The sequence below is a fragment of the Pelagibacterium xiamenense genome (assembly GCF_021166475.1).
GTDB lineage: Bacteria > Pseudomonadota > Alphaproteobacteria > Rhizobiales > Devosiaceae > Pelagibacterium > Pelagibacterium xiamenense.
Map to the genome: position 1 here is coordinate 1 of NZ_JAJOYS010000004.1, position 16,765 is coordinate 16,765.

Consider the following 16,765-nt stretch of genomic DNA (forward strand, 5'->3'; position numbering starts at 1 on the left):
GCACCATCAACCTGTCTCGTAACGACCCAACATACCAACACAAATGCATCAGCACGCCAGATCCGCAAAACCAACAGACGCCGGCCACGTTTCCCTTTCCTCATAATCCACAATGTCAAAAAACGAACGCGAACCGCGTTCCAGAGGTCGCTTCAAGAGAACAGTGTCTTGCGTCCGGAAGCTTCCGGCCGACCAAGCCACCTTTTCCTGAAGTCACGACGCCGGGCACTCAGGGCGCCACCGCGTCTGCAGTTCCGGCGTTATATGGGCAGCCCCGACCGGTGTCAACACCGCCGGACGCGGAAAATGACTCTTTTTTGACACCCCCGGGAAAACCCTTAGCGCAGCACCCTGATCTTGCTGTCCCAAGCTTCCAAGTTTGGCCGCATTTATTGGCCATCAGCTCCATTGGATTGAGAGTGCGGTGCGCGGGGGTCCGGGCATAGCGCCTTGACTTCCAGGGGTGCGCCGTCCATCCCTGTCATACGCCTAAACAAAACGAACATTACGGCCGTTCCGGTCACGGGAAGATTTCGGTGAACGCAGCCCAACGCAACCGCCATGCCGCTCTACTCAAGGCAACGGGCTTTGAGGACGGGCCGGCGCTGACGGTAAAATCTTCCGAAGGCGCTCTACCCCAGGGACGCGAGATCAACTTTGGCTGGCTCGCCGGAACCATTCTGACCGGACTGACCTCCTTCATGCTCATGGCAGCCGCCCTGCAGGTTTCGTTCCGGGGCGAGGATACGTTTTCCACGCCCTATGAGGCCCTGGCGATCGAAGTGCCCGAAATGGCGCCAGCCGACCCGACTTCTCTGGTGAGCAAGACCCGCCGGCTCAAACCGGTCACCGAAACCGTTTCGGATCGCCAGGTCATCGAGGCGAGCATTCGCGAAACCGTCGATGGCGTGGCGCGTATCCGCAGCCAGCCCTTCACCCGCATCGAAGCGACGCTTGCGACCGCCGCAACCGCGTTGTCGGCCGACATTCCGACCTACGACCCCGTGGCCCTGCTTGCGCGCAACGAACCGATGAGGACCGACGCCGCCGATCTGGTCAACACCGACATTTACGGCGCCGACGTCGAAGGCGAGGTGACCGTGCGCACGGCGGCACTCCCCCTCACCGCGACACCCCACCGCGCGATCAACGACGCGCTGGCCGCCCAGTTTGTGCGGTTGAGCGTCGAGGGGGCCTATACCGCCGACGAAACGGTCCTGATGGGTTATGCCGCTGCAGGCGATGTCGGCGCCCTGCGCGAGCTTGAGATTATCGGACCGGAGGAAAATTCAACAAGCGTCGCTGAAAACGTGACGGTGATGCCCAAGAGCCTGCCGGGCCAAACGGTCAACCAGACCCGCACCGAGCGCATCGTGACAATTCACGAGGAAACGCCGCTCGCGGACGAACTGGTGCGCAACGGGTTCACCCAGCCAATGGTGACGGCGGTGACCCGCGCCATGCGCAACGTCTTTCCCGACCCGGTGCTTTCGGCCGGCATGCGGCTGCGCATCCTGTTCGGTCCCCAGCGCGGCAGCGATACGCTCATCCCCTACCGCATGAGCATATATAACGACACCACGCACAGGGTAACCGTGGCGCTGACCGACAGCGGCCAGTATGTGCTCGGGATCGAACCGCCGACCATCACATTCCCCGAGGAAGATACCGAGGAAGTCAACGTCGCCAACCTGCCCACGATCTACCGCTCGATCTGGGAGACCGGCCGCAAGCACGACCTGGACGACTCAACGATCGACCGTATCGCTGCAATGTTTGCCTATGACGTCGATCTTACCCGGCGCGTCTCTCCCGGCGATACGATGACCATCCTGCTTTCAGGCACGGCCGGAGACAGCGATCGGGACCTCCTCTATGTCAGCCTCAAGCTCGGCAACACCGTGCGCGAGCTCTTCCGTTTCAGGACCGACGACGGGGTCGTCGACTTCTACAATTCCGAAGGCGAAACCGGAAAGCAGTTCCTCGTGCGCCGGCCGCTCGAGGGTGGCGGGACGCTGCGCTCGCGCTATGGCTACCGCTACCACCCGGTTTACGGCAATTACAGCCTGCATTCGGGTATCGACCTCGCGGCACGTACCGGCACCCCCATCTATGCCGGCGGCGATGGCGTGATCGAACGCGCGCAATGGCTCTCGGGCTACGGCCGCTATGTCGAAATTCGCCACGCCAACGGCTATGCGACCGCCTACGGTCACATGTCCGCCATCGCCGACGGCATCACGCCAGGCACGACGGTCACTCAGGGGCAAGTGATCGGTTATGTCGGCTCGACCGGCCTCTCGACCGGCCCGCACCTGCATTACGAAATCAAGATCAACGGCAACACCGTCGATCCGCTCGCGGTGAAATTGCCACGGGCCAATGCATTGCCGCAGCAATATCAGGCGGCGTTCGACAATACCGTCACCCAGATCCGCGCACTCATTGCCCGCGACGCTTCGCCCGACATCACCATCGCCGCGGCGAACTAGGCCGCCTTGGCCGCGCTCCAGACCGCAAGCTGATTGCCGCCGGGCTCGCGGAAGTGAAACCGCCGCCCGCCGGGGAAATCGAATTGCGCCCTGGTGATCTCCCCTCCGGCAGCCGTCACCGCCGCTTCGGCAGCGTCGAGATCGTCGGCGTAAAGAACGATGAGCGGCGCGGTGATGGCGCCGTTCGCCTGTTCGACGCCGCCATCGAGCCCGGCGTTCTCGATTGCCTGATAGCTTGGCCCGTAATCCGCGAACGTCCAGCCGAAGGCATTTTTGAAAAAGCTGCAGCTCGCACCGATATCGGCGCTGGAAAATTCAACATAGTTGATGTCGAGCTTGGCCGGCATGGTCGTCCCTCGTTTTTGTTCCTATTTTGTTCTAACCTCATCGCGACCGCCTGGCAAGAGGCGTTCGGCGATCTTCGCATGAAGTTTCGATGACAATCTGTCCGAACGCTTGCATCGGGCGCAGGCATGCCCGACAAGGCAGGGACCGATGCGATCGCGGGCGGGAAACGATGAGCCAGGCAGAATCCGATGAGGCGGCGAACGCGTCCGCAGGCAGCGCTGGAGAAGTCTTCCTCGCGTTCCTGAAACTCGGGCTCACCTCCTTTGGCGGCCCCATCGCGCATCTTGGGTATTTCCGCGACGAACTCGTTCTGCGGCGCAAATGGATCGACGAGGCGGGATATGCCGACCTCGTTGCGCTCTGCCAGTTTCTGCCCGGTCCGGCCTCGAGCCAGGTCGGTTTCGCGATGGGACTTCTGCGCGGCGGCGCATTGGGTGCGGCGGCGGCCTGGACCGCGTTCACCCTTCCCTCAGCCATCGCGCTTGTTGTTTTCGCTTTCGGCGCGGGCGCGCTCTCTGGGCCGGTCGGGACCGGGATCATCGCCGGGCTCAAGATCGTCGCGGTCGCAATCGTCGCGCAGGCCGTCTGGGGCATGGCGCGGGCGCTCTGCCCGGACCGCGAGCGCGCGACAATTGCGCTTGGCGCAGTGCTCGTCGTCATTTTCGCCGGTGGTGCCCTCGGCCAGATCGGAGCGATCCTCCTCGGCGCGTTTGCCGGCCTTGTGCTGATCGACCCGCCGGAAAAACCGCTCGAGGATGTGGTGCATTTCCCAGTCTCGAAAACCGCCGGCGCGATATGCCTTGCCGCCTTCGCGGCCTTGCTCGCCGGACTCCCGCTCCTGGCGGCGAGCGGTCAGGCGGTCGCGGTCTTCGACGCCTTTTACCGCGCAGGCGCGCTGGTCTTCGGGGGCGGGCACGTGGTGTTGCCACTGCTCGATGCGACGACGGTACAACCGGGCTGGGTGGGTGCGGACCAATTTCTGACCGGTTACGGAGCCGCCCAGGCGGTTCCGGGACCGCTCTTCACTTTTGCGGCCTATCTCGGCGCCGTACTCGAACCTGCGCCCAACGGGGTCGCCGGTGCACTGATCGCGCTCGTTGCGATCTTCTTGCCGGGGTTCCTGCTGCTCGTGGGCATGCTGCCCTTCTGGAACGCCCTGCGCACGCGACCACAGGCGCGCGCGCTGATGGCGGGCACCAACGCCGCCGTCGTCGGCATTCTGGGCGCAGCGCTTTATACGCCGGTTTTTACGAGCGCGGTGACCGCACCAGCGGACTTCGCACTGGCGCTCACCTGCTTCGTGCTGCTGACGGCGTGGAAGTCACCCCCCTGGGTGGTGGTGATCGTCGCGGCGCTCGGCGGGGCGGCCATGGGCTGGTTCGGGATCTAGGAGCCGGGCACGGCGAGACGCCCGGCGGCCTTTAAGCCCCGGTGTCAAACAGCGTGGACGGTATGCGGCGAGACGATGCCTCATACTGAATATGAAATAGCGAGGCCCGCCTCGCCGCATACATCCGGGATTTTTGGCTTGGCGTCCGCTCGGGCTGGGGCCAATCCCCGCCAGGTTTCCCCGGTGACCACAGGATTGCTGTGGCTGGCCTCGGTGACGTTCGGACCTCCGCTGGGACGACTCCCATCGGACCCGGACCGGTCCCGCCCAAACGTTCGTTGCGCTCGCGCCCATCAAAGCGGGTCCGTAATGAACATGATAAGGACCTTACAAGCGCCGGGGATAAATTTTCCGATCGGCGGCCAGAACGCCAAACCGGACAACATCTTACGAGAGCTGCCGCGATGAAAATTCACGGCCAGATCGCCATCCGCAACGGCTCCCCGCGCTTATCGTTCGGACCATTCAGGAGCCGCTGATCCCGGTCGCTTACGCTATGCGCCGGAACGAAAAAGGCAGTGCCTTTTTGCCCTTTTCTCTATCCAACGCGCGATCCAGCTCAGTACGCTTCGCCGAAATATTCCTCGCGCATATCCTCAATAAGCCCGTCCTCGAGCGCACCGATAACCTCAACCGAGACGGCGCGACGGAGCGCGCTGCTGAGCGGCATGGCAAAGGCGTATTTCTCCGGCTGAAAGATCGGGCCCACGACATCGACCGCAACATCGGGATGGGTATGCGCGTAGTACTCGAGAACCGGCGCATCCCCGATCACCGCATCGATCCGGCCGGAGACGAGAGCCTCAACCGAATCGGCGGTGCCATTGAAAGTCCTGGCCAGGACCAGCGCGTTGTCGACAAATTCCTCTGCCGTGCTGCCCGCTGCAACCCCGACACTATGGCCGGGCAGATCGGCGATCTCGTTGATTCGCCCCGTGAGTTGCAGTGTGGTCATGACGCTCGTCACCGACGAGGTGACATAGGCCAGAACCGCGATACCGGTCACAAGCCACAACGCCTGCCAAATGCGGCCGATCCAGCCGAAAAGATTCTTGCGTGCGGGGGCACGACCCGAGGTGACCACCGACATGACGGTATAAAAACTCTCGGCGACGCCATCCCGCCAGCGGCGCGGAAAATCCTTGTCGAAATGACGATCGAACACCGTGAACCCGATGGTCGCAATCACGATAACCAAAGCGAGCCACGCATAGGCCGTGAGATAGCCCGCATTGTAGAGGCCGTTGATAACGCCCCAAAACCCGCCCCCATGATCGGTGTCGACCATGAGTCGCAATCCCGCGTCGTACCAGGGCTGCGTGAAATCGACCCGGCGCGCCCGATCCTCGGTGACAGTCATATTGGTGACCGCGACATCAACCTGGCCTTCCGCCGTCGCGTCAACGAGCGCGCCAACGGTATCGAAACGCTGGTATTGCGAGGTATATCCGAGCTCTCCTGCAATTGCCTCCCAAAGGTCGATTGCCATGCCGGCATAGCCGTCCCCTTCGGCCATGACGAAGGGCGGGCTTTCATATACGCCGACGGTAAGCGTGTCCTGTGCCGATACCGCCGCCCCCATAAACAGAACAGCGGCACAGGCGGCGGCAAAACGAACGAAAATGGCCCGGATGATGAAACGTGACATGAAGCAAGCCCCCTAGCTTTGCCAGCAAGGTAGCCTCATGATCGCGTCGGATGCAAACATGGCGTGCGTGCCAACGCTGCCGCATTGGAATGATGAAAAGGCCCCGTCTCCGGGGCCTTTTTCGTATTCTCAGCCGAGGCAGCGTTTACTCCGCCGCGTTCTCCACGACTTCACCCGTCACAACGGGCAAAATCACCAGCCCGTCCTCTCCGGCATCCACTTGCACGGCCGAGCCGTCCGCAACATCGCCCGCCAGCATCTTCTCGGCCAGCGCGTCCTGCACGCTGCGCTGGATGACGCGTTTCAGGGGCCGGGCGCCGTAGGCCGAATCGTAGCCTTCGTTCGCCAGCCAGTCGCGCGCCGCGGGGGTCACCTCGATGGTGATGTCGCGGGCGTCGAGGAGCTTTTGCAGACGCTGAAGCTGGATATCGACGATCGCGCCCATCTGGCCGCGTTCGAGCCGGTGGAACAGGAGGATTTCGTCCACGCGGTTGAGGAACTCGGGCCGGAACGCGAGCTTGACCGCGTCGAGCACCTTGCCGCGCACGAGTTCAACGGGTTCGCCCTCGGGCTGGGCGGCGAGGAATTCGGCGCCCAGGTTCGAGGTCATGATGACGACCGTGTTGCGGAAGTCGACCGTATGGCCCTGCCCATCGGTCAGACGTCCATCGTCGAGCACCTGCAGCAGAACGTTGAAGACGTCCGGGTGCGCCTTTTCGATCTCATCGAGCAGGATCACCTGATAGGGCCGGCGGCGGACCGCCTCGGTCAGAACACCGCCTTCCTCATAGCCGACATACCCCGGAGGCGCGCCAATCATGCGGGCAACGGCGTGCTTTTCCATGAATTCCGACATATCGAGCCGGACCATCGCCGTCTCGTCGTCGAAAAGGAACTGCGCCAGTGCCTTCGTCAGCTCGGTCTTGCCGACACCCGTGGGGCCGAGGAACATGAACGAGCCGATGGGCCGGTTGGGATCCTGGAGCCCGGCACGCGACCGGCGCACCGCGCGGGACACCGCCTCGACGGCTTCGGCCTGCCCGATGACACGCTTGCCGAGCGCTTCTTCCATACGCAGGAGCTTGTCGCGTTCGCCTTCGAGCATCTTGTCGACGGGAACGCCGGTCCAGCGCGAAACGACCTGGGCGATATGGTTGGGGGTGACAACCTCCTCGACCATTTCCGTACCGGTACGGTCCGCCTCGGCAGCCTCGGCGTCTGCAATGCGCCTTTCAAGGTCCGGAATAACGCCATAGGCCAACTCACCCGCGCGGCCGAGATCGCCCTTGCGCTGGGCGAGCTCAAGCTCCGTGCGCGCCTGGTCGAGCTGCTCCTTGAGTTTCGTGCCGCCGGCGAGCCGTTCTTTTTCCGCCAGCCAGCGATGCGTCATCGCATCGGATTCTTCCTCCAGCCCCGCAAGTTCGGTTTCGAGCTTGGCGAGACGGGATTTGGACGCCTCGTCGTCCTCCTTCTTGAGCGCCTCTCTTTCGATCTTCAGCTGGATGATCCGCCGGTCGAGCTCGTCGAGCGCTTCGGGCTTCGAATCCACCGCCATGCGCAGGCGCGCCGAGGCCTCGTCCATCAGGTCGATGGCCTTGTCGGGCAGGAAGCGGTTGGTGATATAGCGGTTCGAAAGCGTCGCGGCGGAAACGAGCGCGGAATCCGAAATCCGCACACCGTGGTGGAGTTCGTACTTTTCCTTCAACCCGCGCAGGATCGAAATGGTGTCCTCGACCGTCGGCTCGTTGACGTAGACCGGTTGGAACCGGCGGGCGAGCGCGGCATCCTTTTCGACGTGTTTTTTATATTCGTCGAGCGTCGTGGCGCCCACGCAATGGAGTTCACCACGCGCCAGCGCGGGCTTCAAAAGGTTCGAGGCATCCATTGCGCCATCAGCCTTGCCGGCACCCACGAGGGTGTGCATCTCGTCGATGAAGAGAATGATCTGACCGTTGGCGGCTGTGATTTCCGAAAGCACAGACTTGAGCCGCTCCTCGAACTCGCCGCGATATTTCGCGCCGGCGATCATCGCACCCAGATCGAGCGCGAGGAGCTGCTTGTTCTTGAGCGATTCGGGAACGTCGCCATTGACGATGCGCAGCGCGAGGCCTTCGGCGATGGCGGTCTTGCCGACACCCGGTTCGCCGATCAGCACGGGATTGTTCTTGGTGCGGCGCGAAAGCACCTGGATGGCGCGGCGGATTTCCTCGTCGCGGCCGATCACCGGATCGAGCTTGCCGTCGCGGGCCTCGCCCGTGAGATCGCGGGCGTACTTCTTGAGCGCCTCATAGGTGTTTTCCGCGCTCGCCGAATCTGCAGTGCGGCCCTTGCGGATTTCGTTGATCGCCGCGTTGAGCCCGTTCGCGGTGACGCCGGCGGAAGCGAGGATCTTGCCCGCGTCGGTGTCTTTTTCGATCACCATGGCAAGCAGGAGCCGCTCGACGGTGACGAAGCTGTCACCGGCCTTGTCGGCGGCGCTTTCGGCGGTTTCGAGGATGCGGGCCGCTTCGCGCGAGAGGTAGATCTGGCCGTTGTCGCCCGATACCGCAGGAATCTTCTTGAGCCCTTCCTCAACGCCCGCGCGCACGGCCTGCGCATTGCCGCCGGCGCGCTCGATCAGCCCCGTGGCCATGCCTTCGGGGTCGTCGACGAGGACTTTAAGGATATGCAGCGGCACGAATTGCTGGTGGCCGCGCCCGAGGGCAAGCTGCTGTGCACTCTGGATGAAGCCGCGCGTGCGCTCGGTGTATTTTTCGATATTCATCGCTTCAACTCTCCTTGTCTGGCGCGTCCCCCGCCGCCCGTTTCCGGCACGGCCCCGGCGACGCCCGAAGCGTTGGATTGGATATAAATGTCGCTCAGCCCGCTTGGCGGCACTGATCGAAGTCAAAAAGAGATATAGGCACGGGCGGCGAAAGAAAAAGGGCCGGGAGTGAAACCCGGCCCTTTTTCGCGTTTTCGTTGGTGCGCCGCGTTTACTCGGCGGCCGCCTCCCGACCTGCGGTGAGGAAAGCGGGCAGTTCGCTCGTCTCCGAGGACGCCTCTTCAGCGGCCTTCTTGCGCGGACGCCGTGCACGCTTGGGCTTTTCTTCGTCGCTGGCTGCCTGAGCGGGTTCTTCAGCCTCAGCAGGCTTGGCCTCCGCTTCCGCGTTTTCGGCGGTGGCTTCTTCTGACTTGGGCCGACGCTGACGACGCTGGCGCTGCGGACGGCGCTGCTCGCCTTCGGCGTTATCCTGCGCGGCGCCGTTGGTCTGAGCCGCCTGCTCGTCCTCGCGTGCGACGGTCTCGCTCTGGCGCGCCACCTGCTCGTCGGTGTCCTCGTCGTCCTCGGGCGTCGTGTCGGTCATCTGTTCGGTGCGCGGCTGATATTGGCCCTGCGCAGCCAGAATGATGCGGAAATAGTGTTCGGCGTGCTGGAGATAGTTCTCCGCCATCACCCCGTCTCCGGCCGCCGTGGCGTCACGGGCGAGCTGGACGTATTTCTCGGCGATGTGCGCAGCGTTGCCACGGATTTTCACGTCCGGACCATTGCTTTCGTAATTGCGCGACAAGGGATTGTTGCCGCCCCCGCGCCGACCGTTATTCCGGCCGCGCGAACGCTGCTTGTTGTTCTGCTGGTTTGGTCTCATCTGCTCGCTTCAACACGTTTCGTGTAGGTATGCGGTACGGGTCTAACTTCTTTGTCACGGTCCTGAAGGGAAACGGGTTTTCGACCTTCCTCAGGACCGCTCCCAATGGGGCGTACCGCGAATTGTCCTTGCGGCTGCGCATGGCACCAAGTTCGCAAAACCCGACAAAGGTCCTGCGCCGTGCCGATCGCTCTCTCAGGCTTCCCCAAAAAGGCTGTGTGGTCACTCCACCCAAGTTCTGCGCATAGGTCCCTGCCTTGAACCGTATCGCCTGCCGGCTATGTCGTTTGCCGCCAATGTGAGGGTGGATGCCACCGCAGCGCGCTGGGCACTGCGTCAGCGAGGGCAACCTAACCGCTTCTCTCCCCCATTCCAAGGAAAAATTTCGCTCCTGCGTGAATCTGCCGCCTTTACCGGGGCCGCCCCGCACTTTCCTGCCGCGCGGTAACCATCCGATCGTGTCCGGCGAGATCGCGTTCGACTGTGACATCCACAAAACCCGCTTCTTGCAACAATCCGGTGACTGCAGCGCCCTGATCGAATCCGATCTCGAGTGCGACGGCGCCGCCCGGTTCTAAAAAGCGCCCCGCTTCGGCAGCAAGGATGCGATAGGGTCCGAGCCCATCCTCGCCTCCATCGAGCGCCAACGCAGGATCGTAGTCCCTGACGTCTTTCTCCAGCGTGCGGAGTATCGCCGTCGCGATATAGGGCGGGTTCGACACGATCAGGTCGAACAGCTCGCCGTCCGCTACCGGCGCGAACCATGCGCCAGTGCGAATCGCGGCCCGCCCCGACACATCGAGCGCCAGCGCATTTTCCCGCGCCTGCGTAGCGGCGGCCTCGGCAAGATCGATCCCGACCCCGACTGCCCCCGGCAGATTGGCCAGAAGCGCCAGAAGGATGCAGCCCGTGCCGGTGCCCAGGTCGAGCACGCGGGCACCCGGTTTGTCCTTGAGCCGTTCGATGCCGAAATCGACGAGCATTTCAGTCTCGGGCCGCGGCACAAGTGTCGCGGCGTTGAGCCCGAAAGAGAGCCCATAGAATTCCTGCCGCCCGACGATGCGGGCGACCGGCTCGCGTGCCGTTCGCCGCGCAATCAGATCGTCGAAACGCTGCGCGGCCTCGGCCGGTATCGGATCTGGTTCTGAAAGGATCAGACGCGTCTGGTCGATCCCCAATACGTGTCGCATCAACACTTGGGCATCGCGGGCCGGCGATTCAAGTCCGGCCGCCGAAAGTCGATCGCGCCCCGCGCGCCAGGCCTGCCCGATGGTCGGGCGCCGCGCCATTATCCCCCGCCTTCCATCGCCGCCAGCTGCGCGGCCTGGTTTTCGGTGATCAGCGCGTCGATGATCTCGCCGAGCGCTTCACCTGCGATCACCTGCGGCAGCTTGTAGAGCGTCAGGTTGATCCGGTGATCGGTGACGCGTCCCTGCGGGAAATTGTAGGTCCTGATACGCTCGGAACGATCCCCCGATCCCACCTGGTCGCGGCGGCTTTCCGCCCGCTCGGTGGAGGCCTTGGTTTCCTGCTCTTCGTAGAGCTTGGCACGGAGCACTTTCATCGCGGTGGCGCGGTTCTGGTGCTGGGACTTTTCCGATGACGTGACGACGATCCCGGTGGGGATATGCGTGATGCGCACCGCCGAATCGGTGGTGTTGACGTGCTGACCGCCAGCGCCCGAAGAGCGCATGGTGTCGATCCGGATATCCTCGGGGCGAATTTCGATGTCGATGTCCTCGACTTCGGGAAGGACGGCAACCGTCGCCGCCGACGTATGGATACGTCCACTCGCTTCGGTCTCGGGCACGCGCTGGACGCGGTGCACCCCCGATTCGTATTTGAGCCTGGCGAAAACCCCGCTGCCCGAAATCGTTGCGATGATTTCCTTGTAGCCGCCTGCATCGCCCTCGGACGCTTCCATGAGCGTTACACGCCAGCCCTGGGATTCGGCGTATCGCTGGTACATGCGGAAAAGATCGCCCGCGAAAAGCGCTGCCTCGTCGCCGCCGGTGCCGGCGCGCACTTCGAGAATCGCGTTCTTTTCGTCGGCGGCATCCTTGGGCAAAAGAAGGATGCGGATTTCTCCGATCAGCCCTTCGATCTTTTCCTTGAGCTCGGTCATCTCCTCATAGGCGAGATCGGCCATTTCCGAATCGCCCGATTCATAAAGTTCCTCGGCGCCCTTCAGATCGCTGAGCGCCTGTTTGTAGACGCGGATTTTCTCGACGACCGGATTGAGCTCGGCATATTCCTTGGACAGGCGCACATAGGCATCAGGGTCCGGATTGGCCGACATGCCGTGCTCGACAGCGTCGAAACGGCGCTCCAGCGCATCAAGCTTGTCATTTGGCAATCTTGCCATTCGGTCAGGTCCACAGTGCTCGAAGGAGACGCTAAAGCGAGAGCCTCTGGCGTTCTGCGATCTCCATCAGGATCTCGCGCACCGTCGTTGCCCTGTCGCCATGCGTCAGAAAGGCTTCCATATCGGCCCTTAGCGCGTTGAGATCAAGCCCAAGGATCATTTCCTTGATCGGACCGATCGAGGAGGCACCCATCGAAAGCCGGGTCATCCCGATGGCAAGCAGCGCCAGGGCCTCCAGGGGCCGGCCGGCAAGCTCGCCGCACATGGTGATCGGCTTGTTGTGCCGCGCCGCCGCGTCGACGATCTGCTTGAGCGCGCGCAATCGGGGGCGGGCGATGGGATCGTAGTTGCGCGCGACGCGCGGATTGGCCCGGTCGGCGGCAGTGAGGAACTGGATGAGGTCGTTCGAGCCGATCGAAACGAAATCCGTCTCGGGCAGAAGCTCGTCGAGCTCGAACAGGACGGAGGGCACCTCGATCATCGCGCCGATTTTGAGCGGGTTGGGCGCAAGCATGCCAAGTTTGCCCATGCGCGCGGCCTCGCGCTCGATCACGCGCTTGACCTTCAGGAATTCGACGGTCTCGGTGACCATCGGCACGAGCATGTTGAGTGGGCCGCCATTGGCCGCCTGCAGAAGCGCGCGCACCTGCGTGCGCAAAAGCCCGGGCCGGTCGAGCGCGAGCCGCAGGCTGCGCCAGCCCATGGCCGGGTTTTCCTCGGCCATCGAACGCATGTAGGGCACGACCTTGTCGCCGCCGATATCGAGCAGCCGGAAAACGATCGGCTTTCCCTCCGTACGCCGGATGGCTTCCGTATAAAGCTCCACCTGATCCTTGATGCGCGGCATTTTTGACGCGATCATGAACTGCAATTCGGTGCGGAACAGACCAATCCCGTCCGCGCCCGTTTCCTTGAGCGCGTCCATGTCGGCCAGCAGCCCGGAATTGTGCAGCAGCGTGATCGGCTCGCCGTCCGTGGTGATTGCCGGCTTGTCGCGCAGCGCCGCATAGTGCGCGCGGCGCTTGGCCGACAGCCGCACCTTGTCGGCATAGGTCGCCTCGAGATCGGGTGAGGGCCGAACGTGAACCTGGCCGCTGAACCCGTCGACGATAATATCGTCGCCGTTTTCGCAAACCGAGACGATGGAATCAGCCTGCCCTACCGCGACCAGCCCGACCGAACGCGCGACAATCGCCACATGCGCGGTCGCCGCACCTTCCTCAAGAACAACGCCGCGCAGCTTGGTGCGGTCGTATTCGAGCAGTTCGGCTGGGCCCATATTGCGCGCAACCAGAATCGCATTGTCGGGCAGGTCCCTGCCCGAATCCCCGCCATCGCCGGTCAGGATCCGCAAAAGACGGTTGGCGAGATCGTCGAGATCGTGCAAGCGGTCGCGCAGGTAAGGATCGGTCTGGCGCAGCATGCGCGCGCGTGTGTCGTTTTGCACGCGCTCGACGGCAGCTTCCGCCGTTAGCCCCGAGTCGATCGCCTCCTCGAGCCGCCGCGCCCACCCCCGGTCGTGGGCGAACATGCGATAGCTTTCGAGAATTTCCCGATGGTCGGACGGGATCTGCATGTCCCCGGAATTGAGCATGTCGTCGATCGAAACGCGCATCTTCTTGAGCGCCTCGTTGAGCCGCTCCTTTTCCGCGTCCGTATCGTCGGCAACGAAATTGGTGACGACGACGCGCGGGTCGTGCAGCACGACCTGCCCCAGGGCGATGCCTTCGGAAAACCCGACGCCCTCGAACATGCGCGGGCGCCGCAAATCGATATCCGAGCCCGGCGTGATGAGCGCGTCGAAATCCGCGGTCGAGATCATTTCCGCCAGGATCGTCGCCGTGGTCAGCAGCGCCTCGGTCTCGTCCTCGCCATAGATGCGCCGGTCCTGGTTCTGGACGACCAGAACCCCAAGGGTCTGCCCGGCGCGCAGGACGGGCACGCCGAGAAACGAGAAGAACGGATCTTCTCCGGTCTCCGGACGATAGGCAAAGGCCGGATGCTCGGGCGCATTCTGGAGGCTGAGCGGCTCGGCTTCCGCCGCGATGAGACCGACAAGGCCCTCCCCCAACCGCAAAGTGGTCAGGTGAACTGCGTCGCGCTTGAGCCCGTGCGTCGCGAAAAGCTCAAGCGCGCCATCGTCGCGCAGGACGTAGAAGGAGCAGACGTCCGCGCGCATGTTGTCGGCGATGAGATCGACGATCTTGTCGAGGCGTTCCTGGCTGGCCAGCGGTTCGGCCATGGTTTCGCGCAACTGGCGCAACAAGATGCGCGGACCGCCAATTGCTGTGACCATCACTACCCCGGCGCCATGCGCCGTCCCGCTGGAAATCATTGAGGCCGGGGTTACACTAGTCCTCGGCCTTGTCCAATCCGTAATAGGTATGGAGCGCGCGAACTGCAAGTTCCGCATACTCTTCATCGATCAGGACGGAGGTCTTGATCTCGGACGTCGTGATCAACTGGATGTTGATTCCCTTGTCCGCGAGCGCCTTGAACATCGAGGACGCGACACCCGCGTGGCTGCGCATGCCGACGCCGACCACCGAAATCTTTGCCCCGCCCTTGGAACCGGAAATCGATTCGTATTCGAGCCCGGGCGCGGCTTTGAGAACCCGCATCGCCTTGTCGAATTCGCTGTCGGGAATGGTGAAGGTGATGTCGGTATGCGCGCCGTCGTCCGAAATGTTCTGCACGATCATGTCGACGACGATATGGGCGTCCGCCAACGGCCCGAAGACGGCAGCGGCGACGCCGGGCCGGTCCTTCACCTTCCGGAGGGTGACCTTGGCCTCGGCCTTGGCCAGCGTGACGCCTGAAACGATCTGCTTTTCCATGATCTCATCCTCATCACAGACAAGGGTGCCTGTCGCGCCCCAGTCCGAACCCGGCGCGTTTGCCGCGTCCGGATCGTCAAAACTCGACCGCACGACGAGCCTTACGCCCTGCGCCATCGCCAATTCCACCGACCGGGTCTGCAGCACCTTGGCGCCCAGCGACGCCATTTCGAGCATTTCCTCGAACGAAACCCGCTCGAGCCGGCGCGCCCGCGGCGCGATGCGGGGGTCGGTCGTATAGACGCCGTCGACGTCGGTATAGATGTCACACCGGTCGGCCTTGACCGCCGCGGCCACCGCGACCGCCGAGGTGTCCGATCCGCCCCGCCCCAGCGTAGTGATGCGGCCTTTGTCGGAAATGCCCTGGAACCCCGTGACGACCGGCACCCACCCATCGCTCATGCGTTCGTCGAGATTGTGCGGGTCGATGCCCGTGATCCGCGCCGAACCGTGCGTATCGTCGGTATGGATCGGCACCTGCCAACCCGCATAGGAGCGCGACTGGACGCCGAGATCCTGCAGGACAATGGACATGAGCCCCGCGGTCACCTGCTCGCCCGACGCGACGACAGCGTCGTATTCGCGCGTATCGTGCATCGGTGCGGCGTCGGTGCACCAGTTGACCAGTTCGTTGGTCTTTCCCGACATGGCCGAAACGACCACCGCGACCTCGTTGCCCGCGTCGACTTCACGTTTGACGTGGCGCGCCGCGTGCCGGATGCGTTCGATATTGGCGACCGAAGTGCCGCCGAACTTCATGACTATACGCGCCATTACGACGTCCTGGAGATTCTATCTTGCCGTAACGGACCGTACGGTTTTCGCGGCGGTGAGTGCCACAAAGCAGCGGGTTTAGCAATATGCTGCGGCACCGCTGCGCTTGACTTGGCCGCACTCCGGGCGCAGGTGAGGGACAAGGTTCGAACCAAGGTGCGTATCATGACCGCGACCACCATCAATCCCGAAGAGATCGGCAAATTCCAGAAGATGGCCGACGAGTGGTGGGACCCGACAGGCAAATTCAGGCCTCTGCACAAGTTCAATCCGGTCCGCCTGGCCTATATCCGCGAAAAGGTCATCGCGCATTACGGGCTGGACGAACGCGCCATGCACCCGTTCAAGGGCCTTCGCCTTCTCGATATCGGTTGCGGCGGCGGACTTTTGTGCGAGCCGATGGCGCGGCTCGGCGCGGATGTGGTCGGTGCCGATGCGGGCGAGAAGAACGTCAAGATCGCTGCACTGCACGCCGAACAGGCGGGACTCGACATTGACTACCGCGCGACCACTGCCGAAGCCCTCGCGGAAGCAGGTGAACAGTTCGACGTGGTCCTGAATATGGAAGTGGTCGAGCACGTTTCGGACGTCTCGCTCTATCTTGAGAGCTGCTGCCGGCTCGTCAAACCGGGTGGACTGATGTTCGTCGCCACGATCAACCGCACGGCGCGGGCCTACGCGCTCGCCATCATCGGCGCCGAATACGTTCTGCGCTGGCTACCCAAAGGCACGCACCAATACGAAAAGCTGGTGACGCCCCAGGAGATCACTTCGATCACCCGGCGCAACGGCATGCACGTGATCGACAAGACGGGAGTGACGTTCAACCCGCTGAAAGATCAGTGGGGGAAGAGCCGGGATATGGCGGTGAACTACATGCTGCTGTTGGGGAAAGACGCCTAGCCCCGCAGGTCGATAAGCCCCGCCCCGGTCGGCCGGAAACCGCAGGCGCGGTAGAGGCTTTCAAGGTGCGGCTCGAAGTCCACGTGCAGCCACTGTGCACCGCGCGACCGGGCCACCGTTTCGGCCGCCTTCACGAGATGGGTCGCAATCCCCTGCCGGCGGAAATCCGGATCGACGCAGGTGTCGAGAATGAAGGCATGGATGCCGCCATCCCAGGCGATATTGACGAACCCGATGAGCAGCGCGCCCTCATAGGCGCCGACATGACCAAGGCTCCGCCTGAGGATCGGCGCAAAGCGCTCCGGCCCCGGATCGCCCCACGCGCGCGTCCAGAGAGACCGCATATCCGCGTCTGACGGGAACGGATCGGTGCGCAGCG

12 protein-coding genes are annotated in these 16,765 nt (G+C 63.2%); 3 read left to right on the forward strand and 9 right to left on the reverse strand.

Features of this window, described 5'->3' with window-relative positions; genetic code table 11:
• Positions 1-536 precede the first annotated feature (536 nt).
• On the forward strand, positions 537-2,492 hold the full coding sequence (locus LSG43_RS16665) for a M23 family metallopeptidase (RefSeq protein ID WP_231805721.1): 1,956 nt from the start codon (positions 537-539) through the stop codon (positions 2,490-2,492).
• Here LSG43_RS16665 and LSG43_RS15150 read toward each other — a convergent pair.
• Complete coding sequence (locus tag LSG43_RS15150) at positions 2,489-2,839, reverse strand: VOC family protein (RefSeq protein WP_231805723.1); 351 nt, start codon at positions 2,837-2,839, stop codon at positions 2,489-2,491. The two genes, LSG43_RS16665 and LSG43_RS15150, sit on opposite strands and share 4 nt — an antisense overlap.
• Positions 2,840-3,009: 170 nt before the next feature.
• Between LSG43_RS15150 and chrA the strand changes: the two genes are divergently transcribed.
• Positions 3,010-4,230: a chromate efflux transporter gene (gene chrA, locus LSG43_RS15155; protein WP_231805725.1), complete on the forward strand. Its 1,221-nt coding sequence runs from the start codon at positions 3,010-3,012 to the stop codon at positions 4,228-4,230.
• A gap of 559 nt (positions 4,231-4,789) precedes the next feature.
• Here the strand turns inward: chrA and LSG43_RS15160 are convergent.
• The 7 genes from LSG43_RS15160 to LSG43_RS15190 all read right to left on the reverse strand — a co-directional run bounded on the left by LSG43_RS15160 (position 4,790) and on the right by LSG43_RS15190 (position 15,483).
• A complete protein-coding gene (locus LSG43_RS15160) occupies positions 4,790-5,878 on the reverse strand; it encodes a transporter substrate-binding domain-containing protein (protein ID WP_231805727.1) in 1,089 nt (362 codons plus the stop codon).
• 145 nt (positions 5,879-6,023) lie between these two features.
• A complete protein-coding gene (gene clpB, locus LSG43_RS15165; protein WP_231805729.1) occupies positions 6,024-8,642 on the reverse strand; it encodes an ATP-dependent chaperone ClpB in 2,619 nt (872 codons plus the stop codon).
• A 211-nt stretch (positions 8,643-8,853) separates the two neighbouring features.
• Positions 8,854-9,507 carry a DUF4167 domain-containing protein gene (locus LSG43_RS15170; RefSeq protein ID WP_231805731.1) on the reverse strand — a complete coding sequence of 218 codons (654 nt, stop codon included), beginning with the start codon at positions 9,505-9,507 and terminating at the stop codon, positions 8,854-8,856.
• 410 nt (positions 9,508-9,917) lie between these two features.
• A complete protein-coding gene (gene prmC, locus LSG43_RS15175) occupies positions 9,918-10,796 on the reverse strand; it encodes a peptide chain release factor N(5)-glutamine methyltransferase (protein ID WP_231805733.1) in 879 nt (292 codons plus the stop codon).
• Positions 10,796-11,872 carry a peptide chain release factor 1 gene (prfA, locus tag LSG43_RS15180; RefSeq protein WP_231805735.1) on the reverse strand — a complete coding sequence of 359 codons (1,077 nt, stop codon included), beginning with the start codon at positions 11,870-11,872 and terminating at the stop codon, positions 10,796-10,798. The genes prmC and prfA overlap by 1 nt, the downstream gene beginning before the upstream one ends.
• Positions 11,873-11,903: 31 nt before the next feature.
• Positions 11,904-14,168, reverse strand: a complete 2,265-nt coding sequence (gene ptsP, locus LSG43_RS15185; protein WP_231805737.1) for a phosphoenolpyruvate--protein phosphotransferase — start codon at positions 14,166-14,168, stop codon at positions 11,904-11,906.
• Between the two features lie 55 nt (positions 14,169-14,223).
• Positions 14,224-15,483, reverse strand: coding sequence for an aspartate kinase (locus LSG43_RS15190; protein ID WP_231805739.1), 1,260 nt, complete (start codon positions 15,481-15,483; stop codon positions 14,224-14,226).
• A 165-nt stretch (positions 15,484-15,648) separates the two neighbouring features.
• Between LSG43_RS15190 and ubiG the strand changes: the two genes are divergently transcribed.
• A complete protein-coding gene (ubiG, locus tag LSG43_RS15195; protein ID WP_231805741.1) occupies positions 15,649-16,386 on the forward strand; it encodes a bifunctional 2-polyprenyl-6-hydroxyphenol methylase/3-demethylubiquinol 3-O-methyltransferase UbiG in 738 nt (245 codons plus the stop codon).
• Here the strand turns inward: ubiG and LSG43_RS15200 are convergent.
• On the reverse strand, positions 16,383-16,730 hold the full coding sequence (locus LSG43_RS15200) for a GNAT family N-acetyltransferase (protein ID WP_231806181.1): 348 nt from the start codon (positions 16,728-16,730) through the stop codon (positions 16,383-16,385). The two genes, ubiG and LSG43_RS15200, sit on opposite strands and share 4 nt — an antisense overlap.
• Positions 16,731-16,765 lie beyond the last annotated feature (35 nt).

Bases quoted from the DNA above. Each gene is read 5' to 3' on its own strand.
- LSG43_RS15150 (WP_231805723.1), bottom strand. From the start codon at position 2,839: ATGCCGGCCAAGCTCGACATCAACTATGTTGAATTTTCCAGCGCCGAT.
- chrA (WP_231805725.1), top strand. From the start codon at position 3,010: ATGAGCCAGGCAGAATCCGATGAGGCGGCGAACGCGTCCGCAGGCAGC.
- LSG43_RS15160 (WP_231805727.1), bottom strand. From the start codon at position 5,878: ATGTCACGTTTCATCATCCGGGCCATTTTCGTTCGTTTTGCCGCCGCC.
- clpB (WP_231805729.1), bottom strand. From the start codon at position 8,642: ATGAATATCGAAAAATACACCGAGCGCACGCGCGGCTTCATCCAGAGT.
- LSG43_RS15170 (WP_231805731.1), bottom strand. From the start codon at position 9,507: ATGAGACCAAACCAGCAGAACAACAAGCAGCGTTCGCGCGGCCGGAAT.
- prmC (WP_231805733.1), bottom strand. From the start codon at position 10,796: ATGGCGCGGCGCCCGACCATCGGGCAGGCCTGGCGCGCGGGGCGCGAT.
- prfA (WP_231805735.1), bottom strand. From the start codon at position 11,872: ATGGCAAGATTGCCAAATGACAAGCTTGATGCGCTGGAGCGCCGTTTC.
- ptsP (WP_231805737.1), bottom strand. From the start codon at position 14,168: ATGGTCACAGCAATTGGCGGTCCGCGCATCTTGTTGCGCCAGTTGCGC.
- LSG43_RS15190 (WP_231805739.1), bottom strand. From the start codon at position 15,483: ATGGCGCGTATAGTCATGAAGTTCGGCGGCACTTCGGTCGCCAATATC.
- ubiG (WP_231805741.1), top strand. From the start codon at position 15,649: ATGACCGCGACCACCATCAATCCCGAAGAGATCGGCAAATTCCAGAAG.
- LSG43_RS15200 (WP_231806181.1), bottom strand. From the start codon at position 16,730: ATGCGGTCTCTCTGGACGCGCGCGTGGGGCGATCCGGGGCCGGAGCGC.